We start from the raw sequence: 21,334 nt of genomic DNA on the forward strand, positions 1-21,334 counted from the left end.
GATTTTTTTTCAAACGCGGGTTCCCAATCCTGCCCCGAAATCCGTTTACCCCTGCAAGGCCGGTATCGGTCAATTCGGTCAACCAGGATGGAGCGGGAATGGGACGGGGAAGCTTGAAAGGCGCGTTGATCAACGGCGCATTGAGCACGGGCATGCGGGTCAAGGCCCTGCCGGTGCTGGTGGCAGGGGCGCTGACCGCCCTGGCGACGCCGGCGGCGCAGGCGCAGCAGCAGGCCGCGCAGATGGATTTCAGCATTCCGGCGCAGCCGCTGGACCGCGCCTTGCGCTTGTTCTCGGAGCAGTCCCGTCATCAGGTGCTGTTTGACGAGGCAGCCGTCTCGGGCCAGCAGGCGCCGGCCGTCAACGGCCGCTACACGCCGCGCGAAGCGCTGGACCGGCTGCTGAGCGGCACCAAGGTGCGCGTGAACGGCGCCCGGCCCGACGTGTTCACCCTGACGTCCGTCGGACAGCCGTCCGGCGCCGACGCCGTGACCCTGCAGGCCGTGACCGTCAGCGGCGGCTCCCTGCGCGACCCGACCACCGAGCAGACCGGCTCGTACACCAGCGGCGCGCTGACCATGAGCAAGATGACGCAGTCGATCCGCGAAACGCCGCAATCGGTCAGCGTGATCACGCGCCAGCAGCTGGACGACCGCAACCTGACCACGCTGGAGGAAGCGCTGGCGCAGACCACCGGCGTGACCAAGACGGCGCGCAACTTCGGCAACCACAAGTTCTCGATCCGAGGCTTCACCGTCGACGACAACAACTACCTGGTCGACGGCGTGGCCGGCATCGTCTACGCCCCGGTGGGCTGGCTGCCGATCGACACGGCGGTCTTCGACCGGGTGGAGGTGCTGCGCGGCGCCGGCGGCATGATGCTGGGCTCGGCCGATCCCAGCGGCGCGATCAACATGGTGCGCAAGCGTCCGCGCGGCGAAGGGCATCTGGAGTTCGCCACCACGGTGGGCTCCTGGGACAACTACCGCACGGAAATCGACGCGGGCGGCCCGATCAACGCCGCCGGCACCGTGCGCGGCCGCCTGGTCACCGCCTACCAGGACCGCCACTATTTCTACAGCGGCACGAAGTCGAAGACGCCGCTGTTCTACGGCGTGATCGACGCCGACCTGGGCCAGGACACGACGCTGACCTTCGGCGCGCGCCACCAGGCCACCAACACCGACGGCTATTGGCTCTTCGGCCTGCCGCGCTACAAGGACGGCGGCGCGCTGGACGTGTCGCGCTCGACCTCGCTGATCCAGGACTGGAACCGCCAGAAGGGCCAGGTGAACGAGGTCTTCGCCGAGGCCGAGCACCGCTTCAGCAAGGACTGGAAGGCGCGCCTGTCGCTCAACCACACCGAGGTCGACCTGGACCAGCGGGTGGCCATCCCGGCGGGCGGCGTGGACCGGGCCACGGGCAAGGGTTCAAGCTTTTCCACCCTCTACTTCAACAACGCGCATGTGAAAAGCGACGGCCTGGACCTGAACACCACGGGCAGCTTCCAGGCGCTGGGCGGCACGCATCAGGTACTGCTGGGCGCCAGCTGGTCGCGCCAGCGCATCCACCAGAAGTCGGTGAGCCTGGACGCCGACACCGCGATCGACATCTACAACCCCGATCACGCCTCCATTCCCAGGCCGACCCGTCCGGACTGGGACTCGAAGGAAGCCTCGCGCATGGAGCAGACCAGCCTGTACGGCAGCACGCGGCTGCAACTGGCCGACCCGCTGCACTTGCTGCTGGGCGGCAAGTTCAGCTGGCTGAAATACCGCTCCGACGACGGCCTGACCGGCAAGAAAACCCGCGACTACGAACAGAAGCACGAATTCACGCCCTATGCCGGCCTGGTCTATGACCTGAACGATCAATGGTCGGTCTACACCAGCTACGCCGACACCTACCAGCCGCAAAGCACCTACGTGACATCCTCCGGCAAGCCGCTGGATCCATCCATCGGCGCCAACTACGAGGCGGGCGTCAAGGGCGAACTGTACGGCGGCCGGTTGAACCTGTCCGCGGCCGTGTTCGCCGTCAAGAAGTCCGGCATGGCCGTGGAAGACCTGGCCAGCGCGGGCAATTGCCCGGGCTCGCTGGCCTCGACTCTGTGCTACCGCAATGGCGGCACGCTGCGCAGCAAGGGCTTCGAGCTGGAGGCCAGCGGCGAACTGGCGCCCGGCTGGCAGCTGATGGCCGGCTACACCTTCGTCACCAGCCGCGACGACGAGGGCGAGACGATCAGCGCCGAGACGCCGCGCCATCTGTTCCGCCTGTCCACCAACTACCAGCTGCCCGGCCGCTGGAACGCCTTCTCGATCGGCGGCGGCGTGTCGGCGCAGAGCGGCTACTCGTACCCGGCCTATGACGACACGTCCGTGCGCATGGGCGCGCCCGGACGCGCGGTGTGGGACCTGCGCGCGGGCTATCGCATCGACAAGCACTGGAGCCTGGCGCTGAACGTGGCCAACGTGTTCGACAAGCACTACTACAGCATGGTGAGCCAGATCCGCCGAGGCAACCACTACGGCGAACCGCGCAACGTGATGCTGACGCTGCGCGGCACGCTGTGAGCGGACGCGCCGCCGCCGTTCCCCGGGGCCGCTCGCGGGGGATGGCGTGAAGCCGGGCTTTCGGCAGAGCATGTCCTGGCTGCATACATGGTGCGGCCTGAGCTGCGGCTGGCTGCTGTGCGCGATTTTCCTGACCGGCACGCTCAGCGTCTTTCGCGAACCCATCACGCGCTGGATGGAAGCGACGCCCGTGACGGACGCCGCGTCCGGCGAGCAGCCGGACCCCGCGCGCTGGCTCGCGCGCGCGACGCAAGAGCTGTCGTCGCGCGCGGCCGGCGCCGCCGCCTGGAACATCGCGCCGCCCGCGCGGCCCGGCTGGCCCGCGCAACTGTCCTGGCGCGCGGACGACGGCGCGCAACAGGAACTCTGGCTGGACCCGGCCAACGGCGACATCCAGCCTCCGCCACGGCTCCGCCAGACCGAAGGCGGCCGCCACTTCATGTCCTTCCACTACACCTTGCACGGCGGCCTGCCGGGCTATTGGCTGGTGGGCTGGATATCGATGTGCATGCTGGTGGCGCTGATCTCCGGCGTGGTGGTGCACAAGCGCATCTTCAAGGACTTCTTCACCTTCCGGCCCGGCAAGGGCCAGCGCAGCTGGCTGGACGCGCACAACGCCACCGCCGTGCTGGGCCTGCCGTTTCTATTCATGATCGGCTACACGGGGCTGGCGTTCTTCTACAGCAGCTACATGCCGTGGCCGCTGCACGCGGCCTATGGCGGCGACGCCGGCGCGTACCGGCGCTATCAGGCGGAGCTGGCGCCCGCGCCGGCCGCCCCCCGCATCGCGGCGCCGGGCCAGGCCGGACTTCCAGACCTGCATCCCCTGCTGCTGCAGGCCCGCGCGCTGACCGGCCAGGACGCGGCGCTGATCACGATCGAGCATCCGGGCGACGCGCGCAGCATCGTGCGCATCGTCGGCCGCAAGCCCCTGGCCAGCGACGCGCCGCGCCTGCTGACCGACGCCAGCCTGGTCACGTTCGACGCCCATGCCGGCGCGGTCCTGCAGTTGCTGCCTGCCCATCACGAAGACGTGGCCGCCAAGCACGTCCACGAAACGATAGAAACCCTGCACAAGGCCAGCTTTGGCGGATGGAAAATCAAGTGGCTGTACTTCCTGAGCGGCCTGATGGGCACCGCCATGATCGCCACCGGCACGCTGCTGTACGCCATCAAGCGCCGCAAGAAGAGCGAACATGAATTCGGCGCCGCCACCGCCAGGGTCTACCGCTGGGTCGAGGCCTTCAACGTAGCCGCGCTAGCCGGCATCGCGCTGGCCAGCATCGCCTATTTCTACGGCAACCGGCTGCTGCCCCTGTCCCTGGCGGACCGCAGCGCGTGGGAAATCCGGATCTTCCTCGCCGTCTGGGGCGCCACGTTGGCACACGCATTCTGGCGTCAACCGCGCCGTGCCTGGATCGAGCAGCTGGCGACGACGGCCCTGCTGTGCCTGGGCCTGCCGCTCCTGAACTGGGCGACCACCGGGCAGCACCTGTGGAGGTATGCCGTGAATGGCGAGCATTTGCAGGCTGCTGTGGAAATCACCGCCCTCGCCTTCGGCCTACTCCTGCTCTACATGGCCTGTGCGCTGCGGCGACACTGGGCGAACGCGTCCGACGCCGCCAGCACGCGGCAAGCCGGCAAGCCCCGCCCGGACAACAAGGACGCCGCCCATCGCTGGCAGGTCGCCAGCCGCGTGCTGGCAGCGTCGGCCGGCGGCTACCTGGTGTCCGCCCTGGCGATGTCGGCGCTGGCGCTGGCCTTCCCGGCCCTGGCCGGCGCGGCGCCAGCGGCCGGCGTGCTGACGGGTTCGCTACTGAGCTTCGTGCTGTACGCCGGCATCGCGATCGGCGTGTTCGCCGCCCGCAGCGCGCGGCGGGCCTGGGCCTGGCTGGCAGTGGCGGGCGCGCTGTCGGGCGCGCTGCTGCTGTGCTTGCGGCCATAGCCAAGCCCGATGCGGGGCTGGCCAGGGCAGGGAATCCGCGCGATGGGCCCATGTACATATTGATTTCCGGCCCATGTCGGGTAATGAAAATTGGATATACGCAGGCATTGATTCCAGACAGAAATCCACTCCCCAAGGATTATTATTAGTTCGCCTTTTTTATTATCATCAATAATAATAAATCCAACACCCAGCAACACCATCCAACCCAGGCTCCCGCCACCCAAAGCCACCCTCGACACAGCACAGAAACAACGTGCAATAATCCTATTTCAATAGTGCAAAACCTGTCAGATTTCGCCACTTTTGTTATATGGCCGGTATCCATGGAATGATTTTTAAACTCAGTGGATGGTATCCGTTTTATTATTTACCACACCTCGGCCGGTATCCATTTTTTTATTCTTTGTCCTGCAAAAAAACTGGTTTAAATTTCGTCCTTTTTTCGATAACCCGCTCCATTCGCGTCACCTGCATCGCCCACCTGGCAGCACTTTCAAGGCGATTCAACCGCGATCGGACATAAGGTTATTAATCGACCCAAAAGGACTCACGTTTTGATCTATGGCAAGAAAAAATGGCTGACAACGACGGTCGCGCTTAGCGCGACCTATTGCGCGGGCGTCATGGCCGCCGACCTGACGATTGCGCCAGGCAATACGCAGGTATTCGACGGCTCGGCCAGCTTCCCCGGCGGCGTCGACGTCAACGGCGGCACGCTGGTGATCGGCGGCAACGGCGGCGGCGCGGGCGTCACGCTCGGCGGCAACGTCAATGCGACCGCGAACGCCACCGTCTCGGGCTTCGGCGCGATCAACGGCAACCTCAACGTCTCGGGCAACTCGCGCGTCGCGCCGGGCTATCCCGTCGGCACCCCCACCGGCGTCTCCAACGGCAACCTCATCGTCAACGGCAACCTGTCGATGAACAACGCCGTGTACGACTTCGAGACCGGCTACGCCGGCCTGCCCATCACGCAACCCGGCACCGGCGACAACATCACCGTGCGCGGCGACGTGGCCCTGAACAACACCACGCTGAACGTCTCGGTGAACACGCTGGGCGTCAACGCCGGCTACTACCGCATCCTGTCGTACACCGGCAACCTGAGCGGCAACGGCCTGACCCTGGGCTCGGTCACCGGCGACTCCGTGCCCGCCGCCAACATCCAGACGCTGACCGGCGACAAGCACATCAACCTGATCCTGGGTCCCAGCACCACCAACCTGTGGAACGGCAACGGCGCGGCGTCCGCGACCCGCGCGGGCGGCGGCGACGGCACCTGGACCGCAAGCAGCGCCAACTGGAACAGCCCCGGCAACGCCACGGGCGCCCTGCCCGACGGCGGCTACGCCATCTTCACCGGCGCGGCCGGCACGGTCACGGTCGATGGCGGCGCCGGCCCGGTGCGCGTGTCCGGCATCCAGTTCGCCAGCGACCGGTATCGCCTGCAAGGCGCGCCCATCACCCTGGTCGGCAGCGGCGGCAACCAGCCCGTCATCGTGGTCGGCGACGGCACCTATGCCTCGGCCCAGTACGTCGACACCATCGCCAACCCGCTGCAAGGCACGCAGGGCTTCGTCAAGACCGGCCCGGGCTCGGTGATCCTGACCGCCGACAGCAGCGGCCTGTCCGGCCCCATCCTGATCGCCGACGGCGCGCTGGAGATCGACGGCAAGCTCAACGGCCCCGTCGACATCGGCCGCGAAGTCGTGCTGGCCGGCGTCGGCCAGCTGGGCACCACCACGCTCTACCCCACCGCCGTCATCGCGCCGGGCAACGACGGTTCGCCCATCGGCACGCTCACGATCAACGGCAACCTGAGCTTCGGCCAGAACACCATCTACCGCGTGCATGCCGACCCCGCCAGCACCGCGAGCGACCGCATCCACGTCACCGGCGTGGCCACGCTCGACGGTACCGTGGAACACATCGGCCCCAACGGCAACTACGCGCCGCGCACCACCTACAACATCCTGACGGCCGACGGCGGCGTGCAGGGCCGCTTCACCGGCGCGTCCAGCAGCTACGCCTTCCTGACCCCCACGCTCAGCTACGACCCGAAGAACGTCTTCATGACGCTGACGCGCAACGACGTGCCGATCGGCAGCATCGGCGGCACGGGCAACGAGAGCAGCGTCGGCGGCGCGCTGGACAAGCAGGATCCGCCCGCGACCGGCAGCGGCTCGTCGTCCGCCGGCAACGGCCTGTCCGGCGTCGGCATCGGCAACGGTGGTGGCAGCGGCAACACGTCGAACCAGGGCAGCGGCGCCAGCCAGGTCACGCAAGCGGTCCTGACCATGACCCAGGACCAGGCGCGCTCGGCCCTGAAACAGCTGTCCGGCGAAGCCTACGCCAGCAACGCCAGCGTGCTGCTGAGCCAGGGCGACACCGTGCGCACGCTGTCGCTGGACCGCCTGCGCGGCAACCTGGACGCGCCCATGCGCGCCGGACGCCCGACGGCCCAGGCCGGCGGCGCGCCCTCGTCCGACGCCCTGCCGCAAAGCGGCGCCTATCCGGTCTGGACACAGGTCGTCGGCAACTGGAGCAAGTTCAAGGGCGATGGCAACGCGGCCAGCGTGAGCCAGTCATCCGGCGGACTCTTCGTCGGCGGCGACACCGAAGCCGGCAAGGGCTGGCGCATGGGTGGCGCGGTGGGCTATCTGGACAGCCGCAACACGATCTCCGACAGCGCGTCGCGCACCAAGGTCGACAGCTACACCGCGACCGTCTTCGGCGGCCGCAACTTCGCCGCCGGCCCGGGCCAGCTGCGCTTCATGGCCGGCGCGGCCTACACCTGGCACAACATCGACGCCAAGCGCGATGTCGCGGCCGGCACGCTGAACCAGCAACTCAAGTCGTCCTATCGCGCCACGTCGACGCAGCTCTACACCGAACTCGGCTACAAGCTGCCGCTGGGCGATGCCTACAGCATCGAGCCCTACGCCGGCCTGGCCTGGAACCAGCTGCGCACGCGCGGCTTCAAGGAGTCGGGCGGCAGCGCCGCGCTGAGCGGATCGGCCAGCACCAATAACGTCGCCAGCAGCACGCTGGGCCTGCGCGGCGCATGGGAGTTTGGCGCCGAGCGCAGCAACCGCCTGACCGCGTCGGTGGGCTGGCGTCATGCCTCGGGCGACCTGAAGCCGCGCCAGGAACTGGCGCTGGACGGCGGCAGCAACTTCTCGGTGACGGGCGTGCCCATCGCGCGCAACGCGGCGGTGCTGGGCCTGGGCGCCGAGATGGCGGTCGCGCGCAACACCACGGTGGGCGTCGGCTACGACGCGCAGTTCGGCGGCGGCAACCGGCAGCAGTCCGGTCAGCTGAAGCTGGCCGTGCGCTTCTAAAGCAGGCGTAGCCAGCACAAGGGGCGCCGCGATCGCGGCGCCCCTTGTCGTTTCAGCGCGGGCGCTTGCAAGGCGCGGGCAGGCCCCTGCCTGCCCATCACCCCTCGTTGCCCAGCGCCACCAGCCTGCTGATCGTATTGAAGTTGCGCGTCGTCGCGGCCAGCTTCAGCTTTTTCTCGATGAAATTGTTGTTGGCCTTCACGTCGCTGTACTTGGTGTGGCAACGCACATAGGCCATGTCGCCCACCACCCGCACCTGATCCGGCGCATGATCCAGCGCCTGGAACGCGGCCAGCGTCGCCGCTTCGGGCAAGGACGCCAGCAGCGTGAAATACAGCTTGGCCGGATCCTCGTCCTTGAACGGATTGCGCGCCAACACTTCCTCGAAATACGGCACATGCCGGGCCAGCACCTTCAGCTCCGCGCCCAACCGTTCCTTGATCGTCTCGTGCACCAGCCGCTCCACGGCGGGCAGGCCCAGCCGCGTCGACACGATCACGTTGCCGCTCTGTATGTACGTCCGGACCTGACTCAACCCCACCTCTTCCAGCGCGGTGCGCAGCGGCGCCATCAGCACCTTGTTCTTGCCCGTGGGCATCACACCGCGCAGCAGGATGATGGTTGTTTTCATGGTGGTATGGTCTAAGCTTGGTGAATGTTGGCGAACGAATTGCGGGCCGGTTGATGACGCCTGGTCGGCTTGGCTTACAGGTCGCTATGAATCGCTTCATAGGTCGCCTCGCAGGCTGGCGGAGCGGACTTCGCCCCAGGAACGCTGCGCGGATTCTCTCGCAAGCGAGCGGCCTCCACAAGCGGCAGCGCCGCATCCAACCATCTTCAGCAAAACGCAAGCAAGCGACCGCGCCAGGACATTCGGCCCCGACACCTTTCTCCACGGCCCTGTCCGCATTATCCTAGGCGGCTGACCGATACCCCTCAAGCCGCTCCACTCAAAAGGAAAACGCCGATGTCACGCTGGACCTTCTACACCGCTCCCGGCACTTGCGCCCTGGCCACCCACATCGCCCTGCACGAAGCCGGCGCCGAGTTCGACCTGGTCAAGCTGGACATCGCCGCCGGGCAGCAGCAAGGCCCGGACTACCTGCGCGTGAACCCCAAGGGCCGCGTGCCCGCACTGGCCACGCCCCAGGGCGTGCTGACCGAGACCCCCGCCCTGCTGGCCTTCGTGGCGCAGAGCTTTCCGGCGGCCGGACTCGCGCCGCTGGACGATCCCTTCGCCTTCGCGCGCATGCAGGAACTGGCCAGCTACCTGGCCTCGACCGCCCACGTCGCCCACGCCCACAAGCGCCGCGGCGCCCGCTGGGCCGACGATCCCGCCGCCCATGAAGCCATGCGCGCCAAGGTGCCGCAGACCATGACCGTTTGCGCGGCCTATCTGGAAGCGCAGATCGTCGGGTCCTGGGTCGCGGGGGAACGGTACAGCGTCGTGGATGGCTATCTGTATACCGTCGGCAGCTGGCTGGAGGGGGATGGCGTGGATATGACGCGGTTTCCGAAGCTGACGGCGTATCTGGAACGCGTGGGTCAGCGGGATGCGGTGCGGCGGGCGGTGAAGGAGGCGCAGGGTTGATGCGGACTCGCATTGATCGCGCAACGCCGACATGAGCACAAGTTTCGAGAAGGCCCGTCTGGAGCGGCTGCTTGAACGCTACGGAAGGTACGCTGAACCCGCGCCTGACGGCCTTGCCCTGTACGAGGCATGGATGGAAGGCGAGGAAGAAGCCTGCCCGGGAATCTCGCGCCACATACGTGAGCACGCCCTGCGCACGCTGGATAGCCAAGACCCACAACTGCTCCGGAGTGCAATTCAGGCCCTGGCATGTACGGGGGAGTCCGGGGACGAGGCCCTACTGGAAGAGCTCAAACCCAGGGCAAGCGAAGCGATCGTCGCCGAGATCGAAGCTGGCATTGAACATCTACGGTTTCGACTGCAGTCCCTCGAAGCACTGCTTGACGAAGTGGCGGACAGGAAATCCTTCTTGCGATTTGCTCGGGCGCTGGCAAAAGATCGCGAACGCGCGCAAAAGCTTGAAGCGGAAGACCCCGAGAATTATCGATACGATGGCGCGCTAGGATGGCGGCATGCAGATATCGCGACGTTCCTCCATACCGGGCTGGCGGTTCTTGAGGGTGGCGACGAACGCGGTCCGCCGTCCTGGGCCGAGGTCGCGTGGTTTCTATATCGAGGGAAGGTATATCAGTAAGGGCGGCCACGAACTCTTCATCGCCTTGCCGCACCCTGCGCCAATACGACAATGGCTGGGAACGCCTGGTACACGGTCGGCCTTGGCATGTTCCAAGCGCCAGTCACCGTTCGCCTGACCACGAACAACATGCACCGAACCATTGATGAATCCATCCGAGCTAGTGATCCATCTTGAGCGGCCAATGGACCAGTTGTCCAATGAAGGCCCTCCAGCGCGAGAGGTTGTGATAGCTGCCCTCAAGTGGCCAACGGGATACTGGGCCGAGCTAGCACTCACCTGGCTGGAAGCAGGGCTTCCCGTTGACAAAGAAATCGCCGACCTGCTCCTCGCGGCCTCTGGCCAGCGCGCGTTCTCTCAGCGTCTCAGGCATCGCGCATTCGTGATGGCGATAGGATGGGAAAGGAAAAATCGCTCGTCGTAGTTTCCAGGCGTTTGTTCCCTTATGGTCAATGTGGTGATTCCGACAGCCTGAGCCTGCGACACAAAGTCGCACCCAAAACATGTTTTCAACTCGCGCAAGCCATAAAAGACATACAAGCCAAACCCAAAGACATACAAGTCAAATCATTCAACAATTTGTATGTTGCTTGGCGGTAGAATTCGACGGCTTATGAGGAGCATGACGCTCACCGTGCTGCGCTTTTCTGGATGCGGCGCGTCGGCGTTCTTCACTCCCTAAAGCGCAAGATGAAATCGATCATCGTGATCTCACACTCGTCGGGATCAGGCTGATGCTTTTCGTGGTCCTCACGGCTGTCGTTCGTTTTTCCTTGCCTGGCCCACGAGTCGTGAATGAAGCTGCCGAAGCAGCGTTTTGAGGTAATGATGAATTTTTGGGTCCCTGTAGTCTTAGGTACGTTCAAGATCCTCGTGTTGGGAACGGGCATGTTTTTCGCCATCAAGTCGCACTACGACGGCGCAAAAAAGGATAAGGAAAAAGAGAAGGAGATCAAGGCGCCGTAGTAGGGACTTCGTTGCCATTGAGGACGGGAACACCCTGATTGAGGCGTTCGATAGATTTGAGGGCGGGCCGCGTCAGATGCTCTCATTCGAATCGTCGAGCGGCTCTGGTGTGCCGGTTGACGCCAGCAGTCTTTCCTTGATGTCATGGCGCGTCACCCCTGGCTCGTGAGCATGAGCATTCGCAAGTATCAAATTTTCGGTCTAGGCGCTATCAGTACGTGGCCGGCATTGTGCGCAGAGCGAGCGTCACAGCCGTCGTGTACTACCGCCCCTGAAGGGCCGTCATGCGGAAAGGCTCTTCGGCGAAGGTAAGGACTGCGGCAGGTCGTCAGCACCAGGCCGAGGCTGTCCTCTATCGGGCACGAACGGTCAGTCGGAAGACATCGCAGAAACCGGTCATTCGCCAGTATTGACCTGTACAGCCACAAGCCGCTAGGATTGCAGTCATGGCTACCCGCTCCAAATCCCTCTTTTCGCTGGTCCGTGCATGTTGTCAGAACGTGCCGGGGGAAAACTGCGTCTAGCCATTAGCTACACGTTGAATCAATCGCCTCTGGCCGCCCGTTGCAAAACCGGCGGCTTTTTTGTTTTTGCCTGCGCCCTTCGACATGGAGAGAGTTGATGCCACTTGCGTTGTATGACACTTGGTCGCGTACCGTGCGCTCGTTCACGCCAATCCAAGCTGATCACGTCGGCATGTATTGCTGTGGACCCACCGTCTACGACCATGCGCATATTGGCAATCTAAGAACGTATGTGTTTGAAGACATTCTGCGCCGGGTACTCATTCGCAACGGTTACGAGGTCCGTCACGTCGTTAATATCACCGACGTCGGCCACCTGACTTCGGATGCCGACGAAGGCGAAGACAAGATGGAAAAAGGTAGCAGACGGACCGGGGAGTCCGCATACGCTATTGCTCAGCGCTACACCGAGGCCTTTGTCGCGGATTGGCATGCCCTCAACTTGCAGGAACCGACGGTATGGTGCCGCGCGACAGATCACATCGCCGAACAGATCGCGTTTATCGGCGAGTTGGACCGGTCCGGCTACGTGTATAGGACCAACGACGGTCTCTATTTCGACACAAGCAAACAGGATGACTACGGCTTTCTGGCCCGGCTCGACCGTGCCGGCCTGCAGGCGGGCAAACGCGTGCCACTTGGCACGAAGCAGAACATCACGGATTTCGCGCTGTGGAAGTTCAGTCCGGAAGGCGTAGCGCGGCAGATGGAATGGGATAGCCCATGGGGACGTGGATTTCCGGGCTGGCATATTGAGTGCTCGGCGATGTCGGCGAAGTACCTCGGCATCTGGTTCGACATCCACTGTGGCGGAGAAGACCACATCGCCGTGCATCACACCAACGAAATTGCACAAACACAAGCGGCCCACGGCACTCGTCTTGCGAACTTCTGGATACACGGACATTTTCTAACACTCAATGCCGACAGCAAGATGTCGAAGTCGAGTGGGGACTTTGTTCGCTTGCAGACCTTGCGCAGTCGGAACATCGATCCGCTTGCCTACCGTTACCTGTGCATGACAGCTCATTACCGGAGCAAGCTGCATTTCAGCTGGGCGTCTCTTGGTGCTGCGCAGACAGCCTTGAACCGGCTGCGGCATCTCTATTCCGGTTGGTCGGACGGTGGCCACATCGATCCGGATTTCGTCGCGCGCTTCAATGCCGAATTGAATAATGACCTGAATCTGCCGAGGGCATTGGCCGTGCTATGGGAACTCGTCAAGAGCGAGCTCCCTCCTGCGACCTTGAAAGCGACTGTGGACAGCTTTGATTCTGTACTGGGCCTCGGGCTACGCGATTGGAACCCAGTTGCGCCTGACATTCCGGAACGCATTCGGGTGCTGCTCGGTGAGCGCGCTCAAGCCCGAGAGGCAAAGAACTGGGCAAAAGCCGATGAAATACGGAAGATGTTAAGCACCCGAGGCTGGAGAGTCGAGGATGGCAACGACGGGCAGCGCCTGACTGAAATCACTACGCCCGCCACAGATATCGGAAGCTAGTGGTCACGCATGGAGGCCGAACTGAATGTCCGGTTGGCACAGGCTCGAGTGACCGTTGTGGGTCGAAAGCGGCTATTCGGCAAAAGATGAGCGTATGAACCCCCACCTACACCGCCTGATCCGTGACTACCAGGCCAGCGTTCACATGGCCCTCCAGAAGCTGCGAGCCTCTGGCATCAGGATGCCGACTTCAGCCATGGATTGGGCCGGGATGGACCTCCCGCTACCTGGCGTGCTCGAGGACGGCATTCGGTACTACAAGCACGGCATCAGGTTCGCGGTCTGGCTGCCGTCCGGCACCGTGGATTTCGACTTTGGCGAACACGGCGAGGCGGACGGATTCAATTGCGGGCGTATCGCGCAGTTCGCGATGCCGAACCTGGCTGCATATGGGTTCAAGACGCCCGAAGCCGTGAAGGCTGCGTTTGATCTGGCCGTCGCATCCGGCGAGATTGTCTGCCCGGAATCGACGGTCTGCTACCTGGCGGGATCCGATCGGGTGTACGCCACGGACGTTTGATTGCCGCCTTGTTGAACGCCGCCGCTTGCGGCCCGGCGGCTATTTCCCAGCACCGATCAGGCAGGCAGTCCATTCAGGACGCGCTCATATTGAAGCAAGTCCTCCTGCGAAAAACAGCAGAAGACCACTTCCTGAATCGACGATTCCACAGACAGGCTTGCACGAACGCTCTTGACCGCTTCCTGCGCCGCCAATTCGATGGGATAGCCATAGATGCCCGTGCTGATGCTGGGAAACGCAATCGAGGCAAGCGCCCTGTCCTGCGCCAGTTCGATGCACCGGCGATAGCAGCTGGACAGCAAGCCCGGCTCCCCGTTATCACCGCCCCGCCATACCGGCCCCACCGTATGAATGATGTACTGCGCGGACAGACGATAGGCCTTGGTCACCTTGGCCTCGCCGGTCTTGCAGCCACCCAGCAGCCTGCATTCATGCACCAGGTCTGGCCCGGCGGCGCGATGGATCGCGCCATCGACGCCGCCGCCACCCAGCAATGAAGAGTTTGCCGCGTTGACGATGGCGTCGACTTGAAGCTTCGTGATATCGGAACGGATGGCTCGCAGGCGGGTGGGCATATTCTTGCTACTTGAAAATGAGACCGGTGCTGCCGCGACCACGGCATCGATTGCGCGTCGACACCGGGAGTTTTCGCGCGACAACGGTCGGGTGGAATCGGACGCGAGCAGGATAGCATTCACGCCCGATCCGAATTCCCCGATCAAAACGCCCGATCAAATCGGCAAGGCCCGATTCTGCACCACATTCCTCATCACCAAGGTCGACGTCAGCCGCTGCACGCTCGGCAAGGTCGACAGGCTGTAGTCATACAGCTTCTGATACGCCGCCAAATCCGTCGTGACCACATGCAGCAGGAAATCCGGATCGCCGAACAGCCGCTGCGCCTGGATGATTTCCGGAATCTGCGGGACCGCGTCCTCGAAGGCCTGCACGGCGGCCCGGTCCGTGACCCGCAAGGTCACGAACACGATGGCGGAGAAATTCAATCCCACCGCCGAGGGATTCAGGTTCGCCCGATAGTCCGCGATCACCCCCGCCTCTTCCAAGGCGCGAACCCGCCGGTGGCAAGGGGACAGGCTCAACCCGATCCGCTCGCCCAGGTCCGTGAGAGAAAGCCGCCCGTCGCGCTGCAGCTCCGCAAGAATCTTTCTGTCTATATCGTCCATGCGATAAATATTGCCTTAGATACTGGATTCCCTGCAAGACCTTGGAAGCACCTTCCAGGCGAGTCCCGATAAGCTTGCGCCATGGATATTTCTACGCTTCTTCTGTTCTCGGCCACCGTCATTCCGCTGGTTTGCACCCCTGGGCCCGACATTCTTTTCGTCGCCTCGCAGGCGGTGTCCACCGGCACCGCGGCGGGGTTTCGCGCCACGGCGGGCATCATCCTGGGCTATTGCGTCCACTCGCTGCTGGTGGCGCTGGGACTGGCCGCCGTCGTCGCGGCATCGCCGCTGCTGTTCGAGATCATCCGCTGGACCGGCATCAGCTATCTGGTCTTCCTGGCCGCCAAGCTGGTGCGGGCCGCCATGCGCCCCGGCGGCCTGCAAGCCTCGCGCGAGCGGGTCAGGGATCAGCTGTACAAGGGCTTCCTGACCTCGCTGCTCAACCCAAAGGGGATGCTGGTCTACCTGGCGATCCTGCCGCAATTCATGGATCGGCAGCAGGGCAATACCACCGTGCAGGCGCTGCTGCTGTCGGCGGCGTTCATGTTCTGGTGCGCGGTGGTGTATTCGGCGGTGTGCGTCGGGTTTGGGCGGCTTGGCGGCGGCAGCCTGAGCGAGTGGCGGCGGCGTTTGATCGATGGGACGGCTGGCGGGATGATTCTGCTGGCGGCGGGGTTCATGGCGCTGGCGCATCGGTAGCGGAAATGGCTGTCCCGTCCGGTATGCTTGCCGGACGCCGACGCTGACGGGCACGCCCCTAGGCTAAAGGCCAACCATGGACCGACGCCACGCAAGAACGCCCATGCCATCTGCCCCCACGAACCTGGCCGATCTATTCCAAACAGGAGCCGGCCTCATCGGCCCCGCCTGGATGCCGGTCTACGACCTGGCCGCCTATCTGGCGGCGGCGGATCAGGCAACGGGCTGGAGCTCCGACATGATGGCCGCGCGCGAGCTGGACAGGCTGCGGCTCGCCGAGTATCAGGCCATCGTCGATCTATGCGCGGCATTCCAGCCGGCCGGGTTCGATGGCGGCAGCCATTACCAGCGCGTCGATTCGTCCGACGCCCGCCTGACGGCGATCCTGGCCGACAACGCCGCCGATCCCCATCCGAGTTATGCGCGCTTGCTGTCGCGCCTGATCGAAAGCGGCGTATTGGCGCGGCGCGCGGATGCGTGAGCCTGACGGTCTGCGCTCCCCCCGCCTCCCGCCCTACTTCCCGCGCTACTTCTTGCGCCGCCTCTTGCCCCAGGTTTCCTGGAACACGCTGATGTACTCCAGCACGGTCTCGTCAGGAATCGATTGCCCCAGGTTCTCGAAATCATCATGTTCTTCCGGCAAGGGCAGCCCCACCCCGTCGATGCCGTTGATCACGATGCACCTGGCATACTCGGTTTGGGCGTGGGTGTTCTGGATCACCTGCAATACGGTCATGCCGGGCCAGATCAGTCCGGCGTAGCTGCCCTGGAACCTGGAGTTGGCGCAGACCGTGGTAATCAATCTGTCCGCGTCATACGCGATGGAGATCAGGTCGTCGCCCACAAACGCCCACGACGCCTCCCTGTCGTCACGCACCAGATAATGCGTGGACAGCCTGTCCAGGTAGAAGTCCACGCTCTCACCCAGCTTGATGCCGCCAAGCGAGACGCCCGGCTTGATTTCCCTGTCGATCAACATTTGGTTTTTCTGAATGGTGGTCGTTGAAGCCTAACCTTACGCGGAATAGTCTTCGTACTCCCAGTTGAAGTACCGCTGCAGCACCGCGCAGGATTCTTCCCAGCTGCCTCTGGCGCAATCGCGCACGATGTCGTCCAGCAAGGCGGTCAGCTGCTTCCAGTCGAAATCGGAAATCACCAGCGTGCGGTGCTTCACCATGCAAAAGCCGCCGCCATGCCGCCGCAAGGCCTCGGGCGTGGCGACGCGGACATGGAACATATTGGAGGCGCGCTCGCCCCGCACGCCGATCTCCAGGTCCAGGCCCAGGAATACCTGTTCCCGGCTGTCTGGCCGCCATGATGGCAAGGCGTCGATGTTCGAAGAAGCGATGTCCTTGATTTCCAGGGGAACCGCGAGCTTTTTCATGGCTGGCTTCCGAATCCTCGCAAGGCCACCCGGACGCGGCGGTCGCGCTCGAACAGCGACGGGTCAAAGCGCTGCTCGAATTCGGCATAGGCGAGATCGACGGGATCGCCGTCATCGAGCGTCAGCGTTTCCTGGTTGTTGTAGATGAACTTCATGAGGTTGGCGATCACCGCGTCGTTTTGTACTCGGGCATGGATGAAGGCTAACAGCATGTCCCTGATCTGTTGCTTGTCGCTGCCTGTGAAGTAGTCGGCGATGCCGTGATTGCTGCCGTCGGAAATCATGCTGGCAACGACGGGCTTGCCGTGGAGGAGGATGGGCATTTTTCCGGAATCGATCGTCTTCGGGACGACGAAGGCGCCGACGTTGGCGAAGGCACGGTAGTCGGTTGATGATTCGTTCTTGGTTTCGAAGTAGAGGAAGAATGCGGTCATCTTGGTTGGGGGCTTGGGGATGAGCCTGAGTGGGTCGATAACCGTTGGACTATGGCGCGGCGGGGGGCTCCGGGTCTGCCTGTGTGTACGTCGTCCGAGGCTAGCTTTGAGAATGCAGCGGTATGGCTGGGCCTGTCATTAATTTCGTGTTCAAGGCATAACATACGTCCAAGGAGTATGTATGCCTCGCACCCCGAAGTCCAAGCTGGCGGATCTGCCGGCTATTCCCCCTGAGCTGTTGGAGTCGTTCGGCAACGGCCCGATGACGGCCGAAGCCATCAACGCCGCCTCTCTGGCCTTCAAGAAGGCATTGATTGAGCGAGCGCTCGCAGGCGAGATGAACCATCATCTAGGCTATCGGCCAGGAGCAATCATTGGTCTGCCGTCATTCTTCATTCGGATGAGCTGGTGTGCGCAACACCTTTTGATAGAACGCAAGGTCGAGCCAGCTTCCGAACTTGTAGGCCGCCTCCTTGATAACGCCAGCAGGCTCAAAGCCCAGACGTTCATGCAGCACGATGCTCGCCTGATTTGCGGTGTCGATCCCGCCTACCATGGTGTGGACCTCCCTTGCTTGCGCTTCTTCGATCAGCTCGGTGAGTAGGCGGCGTCCAAGTCCCAGGCCGCGGCACTCGTGATGGATGTAGATCGAATGTTCAACGCTGTACTTGTACGCGGGCCACGCACGAAACGTTCCATAGGATGCAAAACCCAGCAACTTCCCGGCTTCGTCCTCCACCCCAAGGACAGGGAAGGAGTTCTTGCGTTTAGTCTCGAACCAACCGGCCATCGCCTCAGCTGGACGGGGCTTGTAGTCGTACAACGCGGTGGAATGCAGGATTGCATGGTTGAAAATCTCAAGCATGACCGCAGCATGGCGGTCTTCGGTGCAATGTACGGTATGCATACAAGTCCTCTCATTTCATAATAGGATACGAATCGTCTAATATACGAGACGAAGAAAAAAAAGGAAACTCGATGCTGGTTGACGACGTAATTGCACAACGTATTTCGGAGTTGAGAACTTCGCAGCGGCTGAGTCTCAGCCAGTTGGCCGAGCGCTCCGGCGTCAGCAAGGCGATGATTTCGAAAATCGAGAGACGGGACAGCAGCCCAACTGCGACAGTGCTCGGCCGCCTTGCGTCGGGCCTTGGGGTCGCGCTGACAGAGCTACTGGCGCCGATTCCATCCCCTAACCCATTCTTAGTCCGTCATAAGACAGATCAAACAACTTGGCGGGATCCAGCCACCGGATACGTCCGACGGCAGATCGCAGAACTGGATGATAGAACCGGCACTGAACTCATAGAAATCGAACTGCCCAGTGGCGCCCGCGTCGACTATCCACAATGGCATTCGAAACCGTACCGACAGCGACTATGGCTGCTAAAAGGCGTACTTGAACTGAGTTACGGAGACGAGACACGACAACTGATGGCCGGTGACCAACTAGACTTTGCCGTTGACAAGACTGTCAGCTATTTCGCACGCGAGGAATGCCGTTATCTGCTGAACGTGCTCCATGTCTAACGTGCTTAGCAAAACCGATAGGGCGGTGTTTCTAGGGCACTGACCGCTTTGGCTCGACAACAGGCACCCAAGACACCTGCCATGCCCACCCTACCCAACCCAGAACGTAACCCCGTCCGATTCTTCGAATCCCCCCCCCCCCTCACTCCCCTATACTCCCCCCACTACCGCACAAAACGGTAGTCCGGGATGGAAGCCGGAAAGGCCACAGGTGGACGGCCGCCGAATGGCGGCTTTTTTAAGTCCGCTTGTCTCCGCACGTCCCCAAGGGCAGCCCCAGGCATAGCGGACTCCAAGCACTACCGGAGCTTGTCATGCAATCCCACCCCCTCACTCAAAACCCCTGGTCCATCCCCACCGACCCCGAACTCGGCCTGATCCCCCTCGCCCCTCTCCACCACATCGACCGCGCCCGCAACGCCATCGAGACCATCGCCCGCATGGTCGGCAATAGCGCGGCCGAGCCCGACGCCACCGGCGCGCAGCCTTTGGACGCGTGGACCGTCGCCTCATTGATGGGCGGCGTGGAATGCCTGTGCGAGCACCTGGGCGTCCTGACCGAGACCATGCTGGAACAGGCCCGCGCGATCGACGCAGCCACGGAGCCCGGCGCGGCTCAGCATGCCGCGCCCGCGGTCATTCAATAAGACCCGTCGCGTCGTAGCGAACGCCTGCCGGCATCCCTGGCCAGATTGCCGGCAGGCAATCAATCGCACACCCAACCCGCGCCCTGTTCCGGCGCATCAAGCCTTGCGCGCATCCATCCTCGCAACCTGCATGCGATAGACGCTCGCCTTGTTCGACATTTACAGACAAGCTATGCCCATGTCCCGGACGACGGTCGCAATGGCGCGCTGATATCCCGACGCTCATTCCGCAAGACGGCAATGGCTTTCCTTGAGAGCGCCATCCGCCGAACGCTACGTCGAGACGCCGCGAGAACCGGCCCGACATATGCCCTCCCCCGTCCTCAAGACCATCCGCGCAAGCTTGTCCCAGCAACAACCGCCGCTCCACATCGGTCCGGCATACACACAGGAATCTTCTTCATGAGCAGCATTTTTCCAGGCAATCTATGGTCCGTGGGCGAAGCCCGGATCGACGGCCTGTCGGTCATCGTTCGTTTTCGTACCGGACTGCCGTCGGCGTCCGCGCGTCAGGTGAATGACAATCTGATCATCATCTCCTGGCCGTACCAGGGCGTTGAATCCGGCATGCCCAATGAGGACGACAAGCAGCACACCAACAATTTCGAAGAGGCCATCGAAAAGGGCTTCGAGGACTCCCCCATCGGGGTGCAGGTGGCGTGCCTGACCGGCAATCACCAGAAGGAATGGCGCTACTACACCCACGACGTCGAGGCCTTCCTGGACGCGTTCAACGCCTGCCTGGCGGGGCATCCCGCCTATCCCTTGCAGTTGCGCACGTACAAGGATCCCGACTGGAACGCCCTGTCGGGATTGCAGCCCGAAGGCTCAGACCAGCTTCATTGAGCAGCGCGGCGGCGGCTGCGCGTCAGACCGCCGCCAGGAAGGCGTCGGCGTCCCCGGCCTCGCATTTCCAGTCGGCAAAGACGCCGACCAGATCGCACTGCGCGCAGCGGCAGCCGATGTAGTACCAGCGCACGTCGTTGCTGTCTTCATACAGGGCGACGCCCGACAGCAGCTCGAACGCTTCGCCATCGCACACGCAGGGGTGGCGTGCCGGCTCGGCCTCGTCCGCGTAGCTGGCGCTATCACCCATGTAGTGTTCGTTGCCGCAGGCCGTGCAGGTGCGCAGCGCGACGCCGGCGTCTTCGTCGGTGTCCAGCGTGAAGGTCTTGCCGCCGCAGGCGCAGGCCGAGGCGGCGTAGCGGGTGGCCTCGTAGACGTTGTCGACGCTGTAGCGGCGCATTTCCGTTTGCAGGTCGTCCTGCGTCGTGCCGTACCAGAACTTCCCTTTCTTTTTCAGCGTCATGCCTTGCGCTCCTGTGTTCCCGGGCGGACCGGCGGCGCGCGCCGTGTGCCGGGAACCGTGATCGTCGATGGTGGCGAGCGGCGCGGCATCATTTGGCGCGCCGCCCACGGGCGGCATTATCCAACCATCACCAGAGTATGACCTGCGAGCAGCGGAACAGCGCCAGCTTGCGGCCGGTGGCATCGACCACGTTGGCCGACCAGATTTGCGTGGTGCGGCCCATGTGGTCGGCGATGGCTTCCACGCTCAGCACGCCTTCGCGGGCGGTGCCAAGGAAGTTGGATTTCAGTTCCAGCGTGGTGAAGCCCTTGGCGCCTTCGGGCAGGTGCGCCATGGTGGCGTAGCCGGCACAGGTGTCGGCCAGCATGACCAGGCTGGCGGCGTGCAGGTAGCCGTTGGGCGCCATCATCCAGGGCGCGACGGTCATTTCCATGCTCATGCGCCCTTCGGACAGGGCCAGCAGCCGCACGCCGTAGGTGTCGGGCAGCGTGCCGCGTTGGCGTTCGACAAAATTATCCAGGGTGATTCCGGGACGAAGCATCTTGCGTT

General features: G+C 63.3%; 22 protein-coding genes and 1 pseudogene. 14 read left to right on the forward strand and 9 right to left on the reverse strand.

Features of this window, described 5'->3' with window-relative positions; translation table 11 throughout:
- The first annotated feature begins 113 nt into the window (after positions 1-113).
- From AC6LJ9_RS04760 to AC6LJ9_RS04770, 3 genes are all read left to right on the forward strand, one after another.
- Positions 114-2,573 carry a TonB-dependent siderophore receptor gene (locus tag AC6LJ9_RS04760; RefSeq protein WP_498146626.1) on the forward strand — a complete coding sequence of 820 codons (2,460 nt, stop codon included), beginning with the start codon at positions 114-116 and terminating at the stop codon, positions 2,571-2,573.
- Between the two features lie 70 nt (positions 2,574-2,643).
- Positions 2,644-4,518 (forward strand): PepSY-associated TM helix domain-containing protein, encoded by a 1,875-nt coding sequence (locus tag AC6LJ9_RS04765; RefSeq protein WP_498146627.1) that lies wholly within the window; start codon positions 2,644-2,646, stop codon positions 4,516-4,518.
- A 626-nt stretch (positions 4,519-5,144) separates the two neighbouring features.
- Positions 5,145-7,862: an autotransporter family protein gene (locus AC6LJ9_RS04770; protein WP_498146628.1), complete on the forward strand. Its 2,718-nt coding sequence runs from the start codon at positions 5,145-5,147 to the stop codon at positions 7,860-7,862.
- A gap of 97 nt (positions 7,863-7,959) precedes the next feature.
- Here AC6LJ9_RS04770 and AC6LJ9_RS04775 read toward each other — a convergent pair whose 3' ends face one another.
- Positions 7,960-8,493 (reverse strand): DUF1697 domain-containing protein, encoded by a 534-nt coding sequence (locus tag AC6LJ9_RS04775; RefSeq protein ID WP_498146629.1) that lies wholly within the window; start codon positions 8,491-8,493, stop codon positions 7,960-7,962.
- Between the two features lie 336 nt (positions 8,494-8,829).
- Between AC6LJ9_RS04775 and AC6LJ9_RS04780 the strand changes: the two genes are divergently transcribed.
- The 5 genes from AC6LJ9_RS04780 to AC6LJ9_RS04800 all read left to right on the forward strand — a co-directional run bounded on the left by AC6LJ9_RS04780 (position 8,830) and on the right by AC6LJ9_RS04800 (position 13,598).
- Positions 8,830-9,453: a glutathione S-transferase family protein gene (locus tag AC6LJ9_RS04780; RefSeq protein ID WP_498146630.1), complete on the forward strand. Its 624-nt coding sequence runs from the start codon at positions 8,830-8,832 to the stop codon at positions 9,451-9,453.
- A gap of 31 nt (positions 9,454-9,484) precedes the next feature.
- Entirely contained in the window at positions 9,485-10,087 is a 603-nt protein-coding gene (locus tag AC6LJ9_RS04785) for a hypothetical protein (RefSeq protein WP_498146631.1), read from the forward strand.
- A 795-nt stretch (positions 10,088-10,882) separates the two neighbouring features.
- Complete coding sequence (locus AC6LJ9_RS04790; protein WP_158658400.1) at positions 10,883-11,053, forward strand: hypothetical protein; 171 nt, start codon at positions 10,883-10,885, stop codon at positions 11,051-11,053.
- A gap of 621 nt (positions 11,054-11,674) precedes the next feature.
- A complete protein-coding gene (cysS, locus tag AC6LJ9_RS04795; protein ID WP_103274154.1) occupies positions 11,675-13,078 on the forward strand; it encodes a cysteine--tRNA ligase in 1,404 nt (467 codons plus the stop codon).
- 94 nt (positions 13,079-13,172) lie between these two features.
- Positions 13,173-13,598 (forward strand): DUF6896 domain-containing protein, encoded by a 426-nt coding sequence (locus AC6LJ9_RS04800; RefSeq protein WP_498146632.1) that lies wholly within the window; start codon positions 13,173-13,175, stop codon positions 13,596-13,598.
- A gap of 56 nt (positions 13,599-13,654) precedes the next feature.
- On the opposite strand, the gene AC6LJ9_RS04805 is transcribed toward AC6LJ9_RS04800, so the two are convergent.
- A complete protein-coding gene (locus AC6LJ9_RS04805) occupies positions 13,655-14,173 on the reverse strand; it encodes an O-acetyl-ADP-ribose deacetylase (RefSeq protein WP_498146671.1) in 519 nt (172 codons plus the stop codon).
- Between the two features lie 156 nt (positions 14,174-14,329).
- Positions 14,330-14,782 (reverse strand): Lrp/AsnC family transcriptional regulator, encoded by a 453-nt coding sequence (locus AC6LJ9_RS04810; protein WP_103274152.1) that lies wholly within the window; start codon positions 14,780-14,782, stop codon positions 14,330-14,332.
- Between the two features lie 81 nt (positions 14,783-14,863).
- Here AC6LJ9_RS04810 and AC6LJ9_RS04815 point away from each other — a divergent pair, with 81 nt between their 5' ends.
- Together AC6LJ9_RS04815 and AC6LJ9_RS04820 are read left to right on the forward strand one after the other, a co-directional pair.
- Positions 14,864-15,481, forward strand: a complete 618-nt coding sequence (locus tag AC6LJ9_RS04815) for a LysE family translocator (protein WP_498146633.1) — start codon at positions 14,864-14,866, stop codon at positions 15,479-15,481.
- A gap of 103 nt (positions 15,482-15,584) precedes the next feature.
- Positions 15,585-15,962 (forward strand): hypothetical protein, encoded by a 378-nt coding sequence (locus tag AC6LJ9_RS04820; RefSeq protein ID WP_498146634.1) that lies wholly within the window; start codon positions 15,585-15,587, stop codon positions 15,960-15,962.
- 45 nt (positions 15,963-16,007) lie between these two features.
- Here the strand turns inward: AC6LJ9_RS04820 and AC6LJ9_RS04825 are convergent, their stop codons facing one another.
- Genes AC6LJ9_RS04825 through AC6LJ9_RS04835 form a run of 3 tightly spaced genes read right to left on the reverse strand, consistent with a single transcriptional unit; the run spans position 16,008 to position 17,299 of the window.
- Entirely contained in the window at positions 16,008-16,460 is a 453-nt protein-coding gene (locus AC6LJ9_RS04825; protein ID WP_498146635.1) for a hypothetical protein, read from the reverse strand.
- 36 nt (positions 16,461-16,496) lie between these two features.
- Positions 16,497-16,865, reverse strand: a complete 369-nt coding sequence (locus tag AC6LJ9_RS04830) for an Imm8 family immunity protein (RefSeq protein ID WP_498146636.1) — start codon at positions 16,863-16,865, stop codon at positions 16,497-16,499.
- Positions 16,862-17,299 carry a hypothetical protein gene (locus tag AC6LJ9_RS04835; protein WP_498146637.1) on the reverse strand — a complete coding sequence of 146 codons (438 nt, stop codon included), beginning with the start codon at positions 17,297-17,299 and terminating at the stop codon, positions 16,862-16,864. Before AC6LJ9_RS04835 ends, AC6LJ9_RS04830 begins: the two co-directional genes overlap by 4 nt.
- Before the next feature lie 181 nt (positions 17,300-17,480).
- Here AC6LJ9_RS04835 and AC6LJ9_RS04840 point away from each other — a divergent pair.
- Positions 17,481-17,669: pseudogene (locus AC6LJ9_RS04840) on the forward strand (IS256 family transposase); the annotation flags it as partial.
- Between the two features lie 15 nt (positions 17,670-17,684).
- On the opposite strand, the gene AC6LJ9_RS04845 reads toward AC6LJ9_RS04840, so the two are convergent.
- Complete coding sequence (locus AC6LJ9_RS04845) at positions 17,685-18,206, reverse strand: GNAT family N-acetyltransferase (RefSeq protein WP_498146638.1); 522 nt, start codon at positions 18,204-18,206, stop codon at positions 17,685-17,687.
- A 71-nt stretch (positions 18,207-18,277) separates the two neighbouring features.
- On the opposite strand from AC6LJ9_RS04845, the gene AC6LJ9_RS04850 reads away from it, so the two are divergent.
- The 3 genes from AC6LJ9_RS04850 to AC6LJ9_RS04860 all read left to right on the forward strand — a co-directional run bounded on the left by AC6LJ9_RS04850 (position 18,278) and on the right by AC6LJ9_RS04860 (position 20,322).
- Positions 18,278-18,829: a helix-turn-helix domain-containing protein gene (locus AC6LJ9_RS04850; RefSeq protein WP_498146639.1), complete on the forward strand. Its 552-nt coding sequence runs from the start codon at positions 18,278-18,280 to the stop codon at positions 18,827-18,829.
- 314 nt (positions 18,830-19,143) lie between these two features.
- Positions 19,144-19,476: a hypothetical protein gene (locus AC6LJ9_RS04855; RefSeq protein WP_498146640.1), complete on the forward strand. Its 333-nt coding sequence runs from the start codon at positions 19,144-19,146 to the stop codon at positions 19,474-19,476.
- A 402-nt stretch (positions 19,477-19,878) separates the two neighbouring features.
- Complete coding sequence (locus tag AC6LJ9_RS04860) at positions 19,879-20,322, forward strand: DUF695 domain-containing protein (RefSeq protein WP_498146641.1); 444 nt, start codon at positions 19,879-19,881, stop codon at positions 20,320-20,322.
- A gap of 22 nt (positions 20,323-20,344) precedes the next feature.
- Here AC6LJ9_RS04860 and AC6LJ9_RS04865 read toward each other — a convergent pair whose 3' ends face one another.
- Together AC6LJ9_RS04865 and AC6LJ9_RS04870 are read right to left on the reverse strand one after the other, a co-directional pair.
- A complete protein-coding gene (locus AC6LJ9_RS04865) occupies positions 20,345-20,785 on the reverse strand; it encodes a hypothetical protein (protein ID WP_498146642.1) in 441 nt (146 codons plus the stop codon).
- Positions 20,786-20,912: 127 nt separating this feature from the next.
- On the reverse strand, positions 20,913-21,326 hold the full coding sequence (locus AC6LJ9_RS04870; RefSeq protein WP_498146643.1) for a PaaI family thioesterase: 414 nt from the start codon (positions 21,324-21,326) through the stop codon (positions 20,913-20,915).
- Positions 21,327-21,334: the final 8 nt, after the last annotated feature.

It is taken from the genome of Achromobacter sp. 1011811831 (assembly GCF_059760905.1).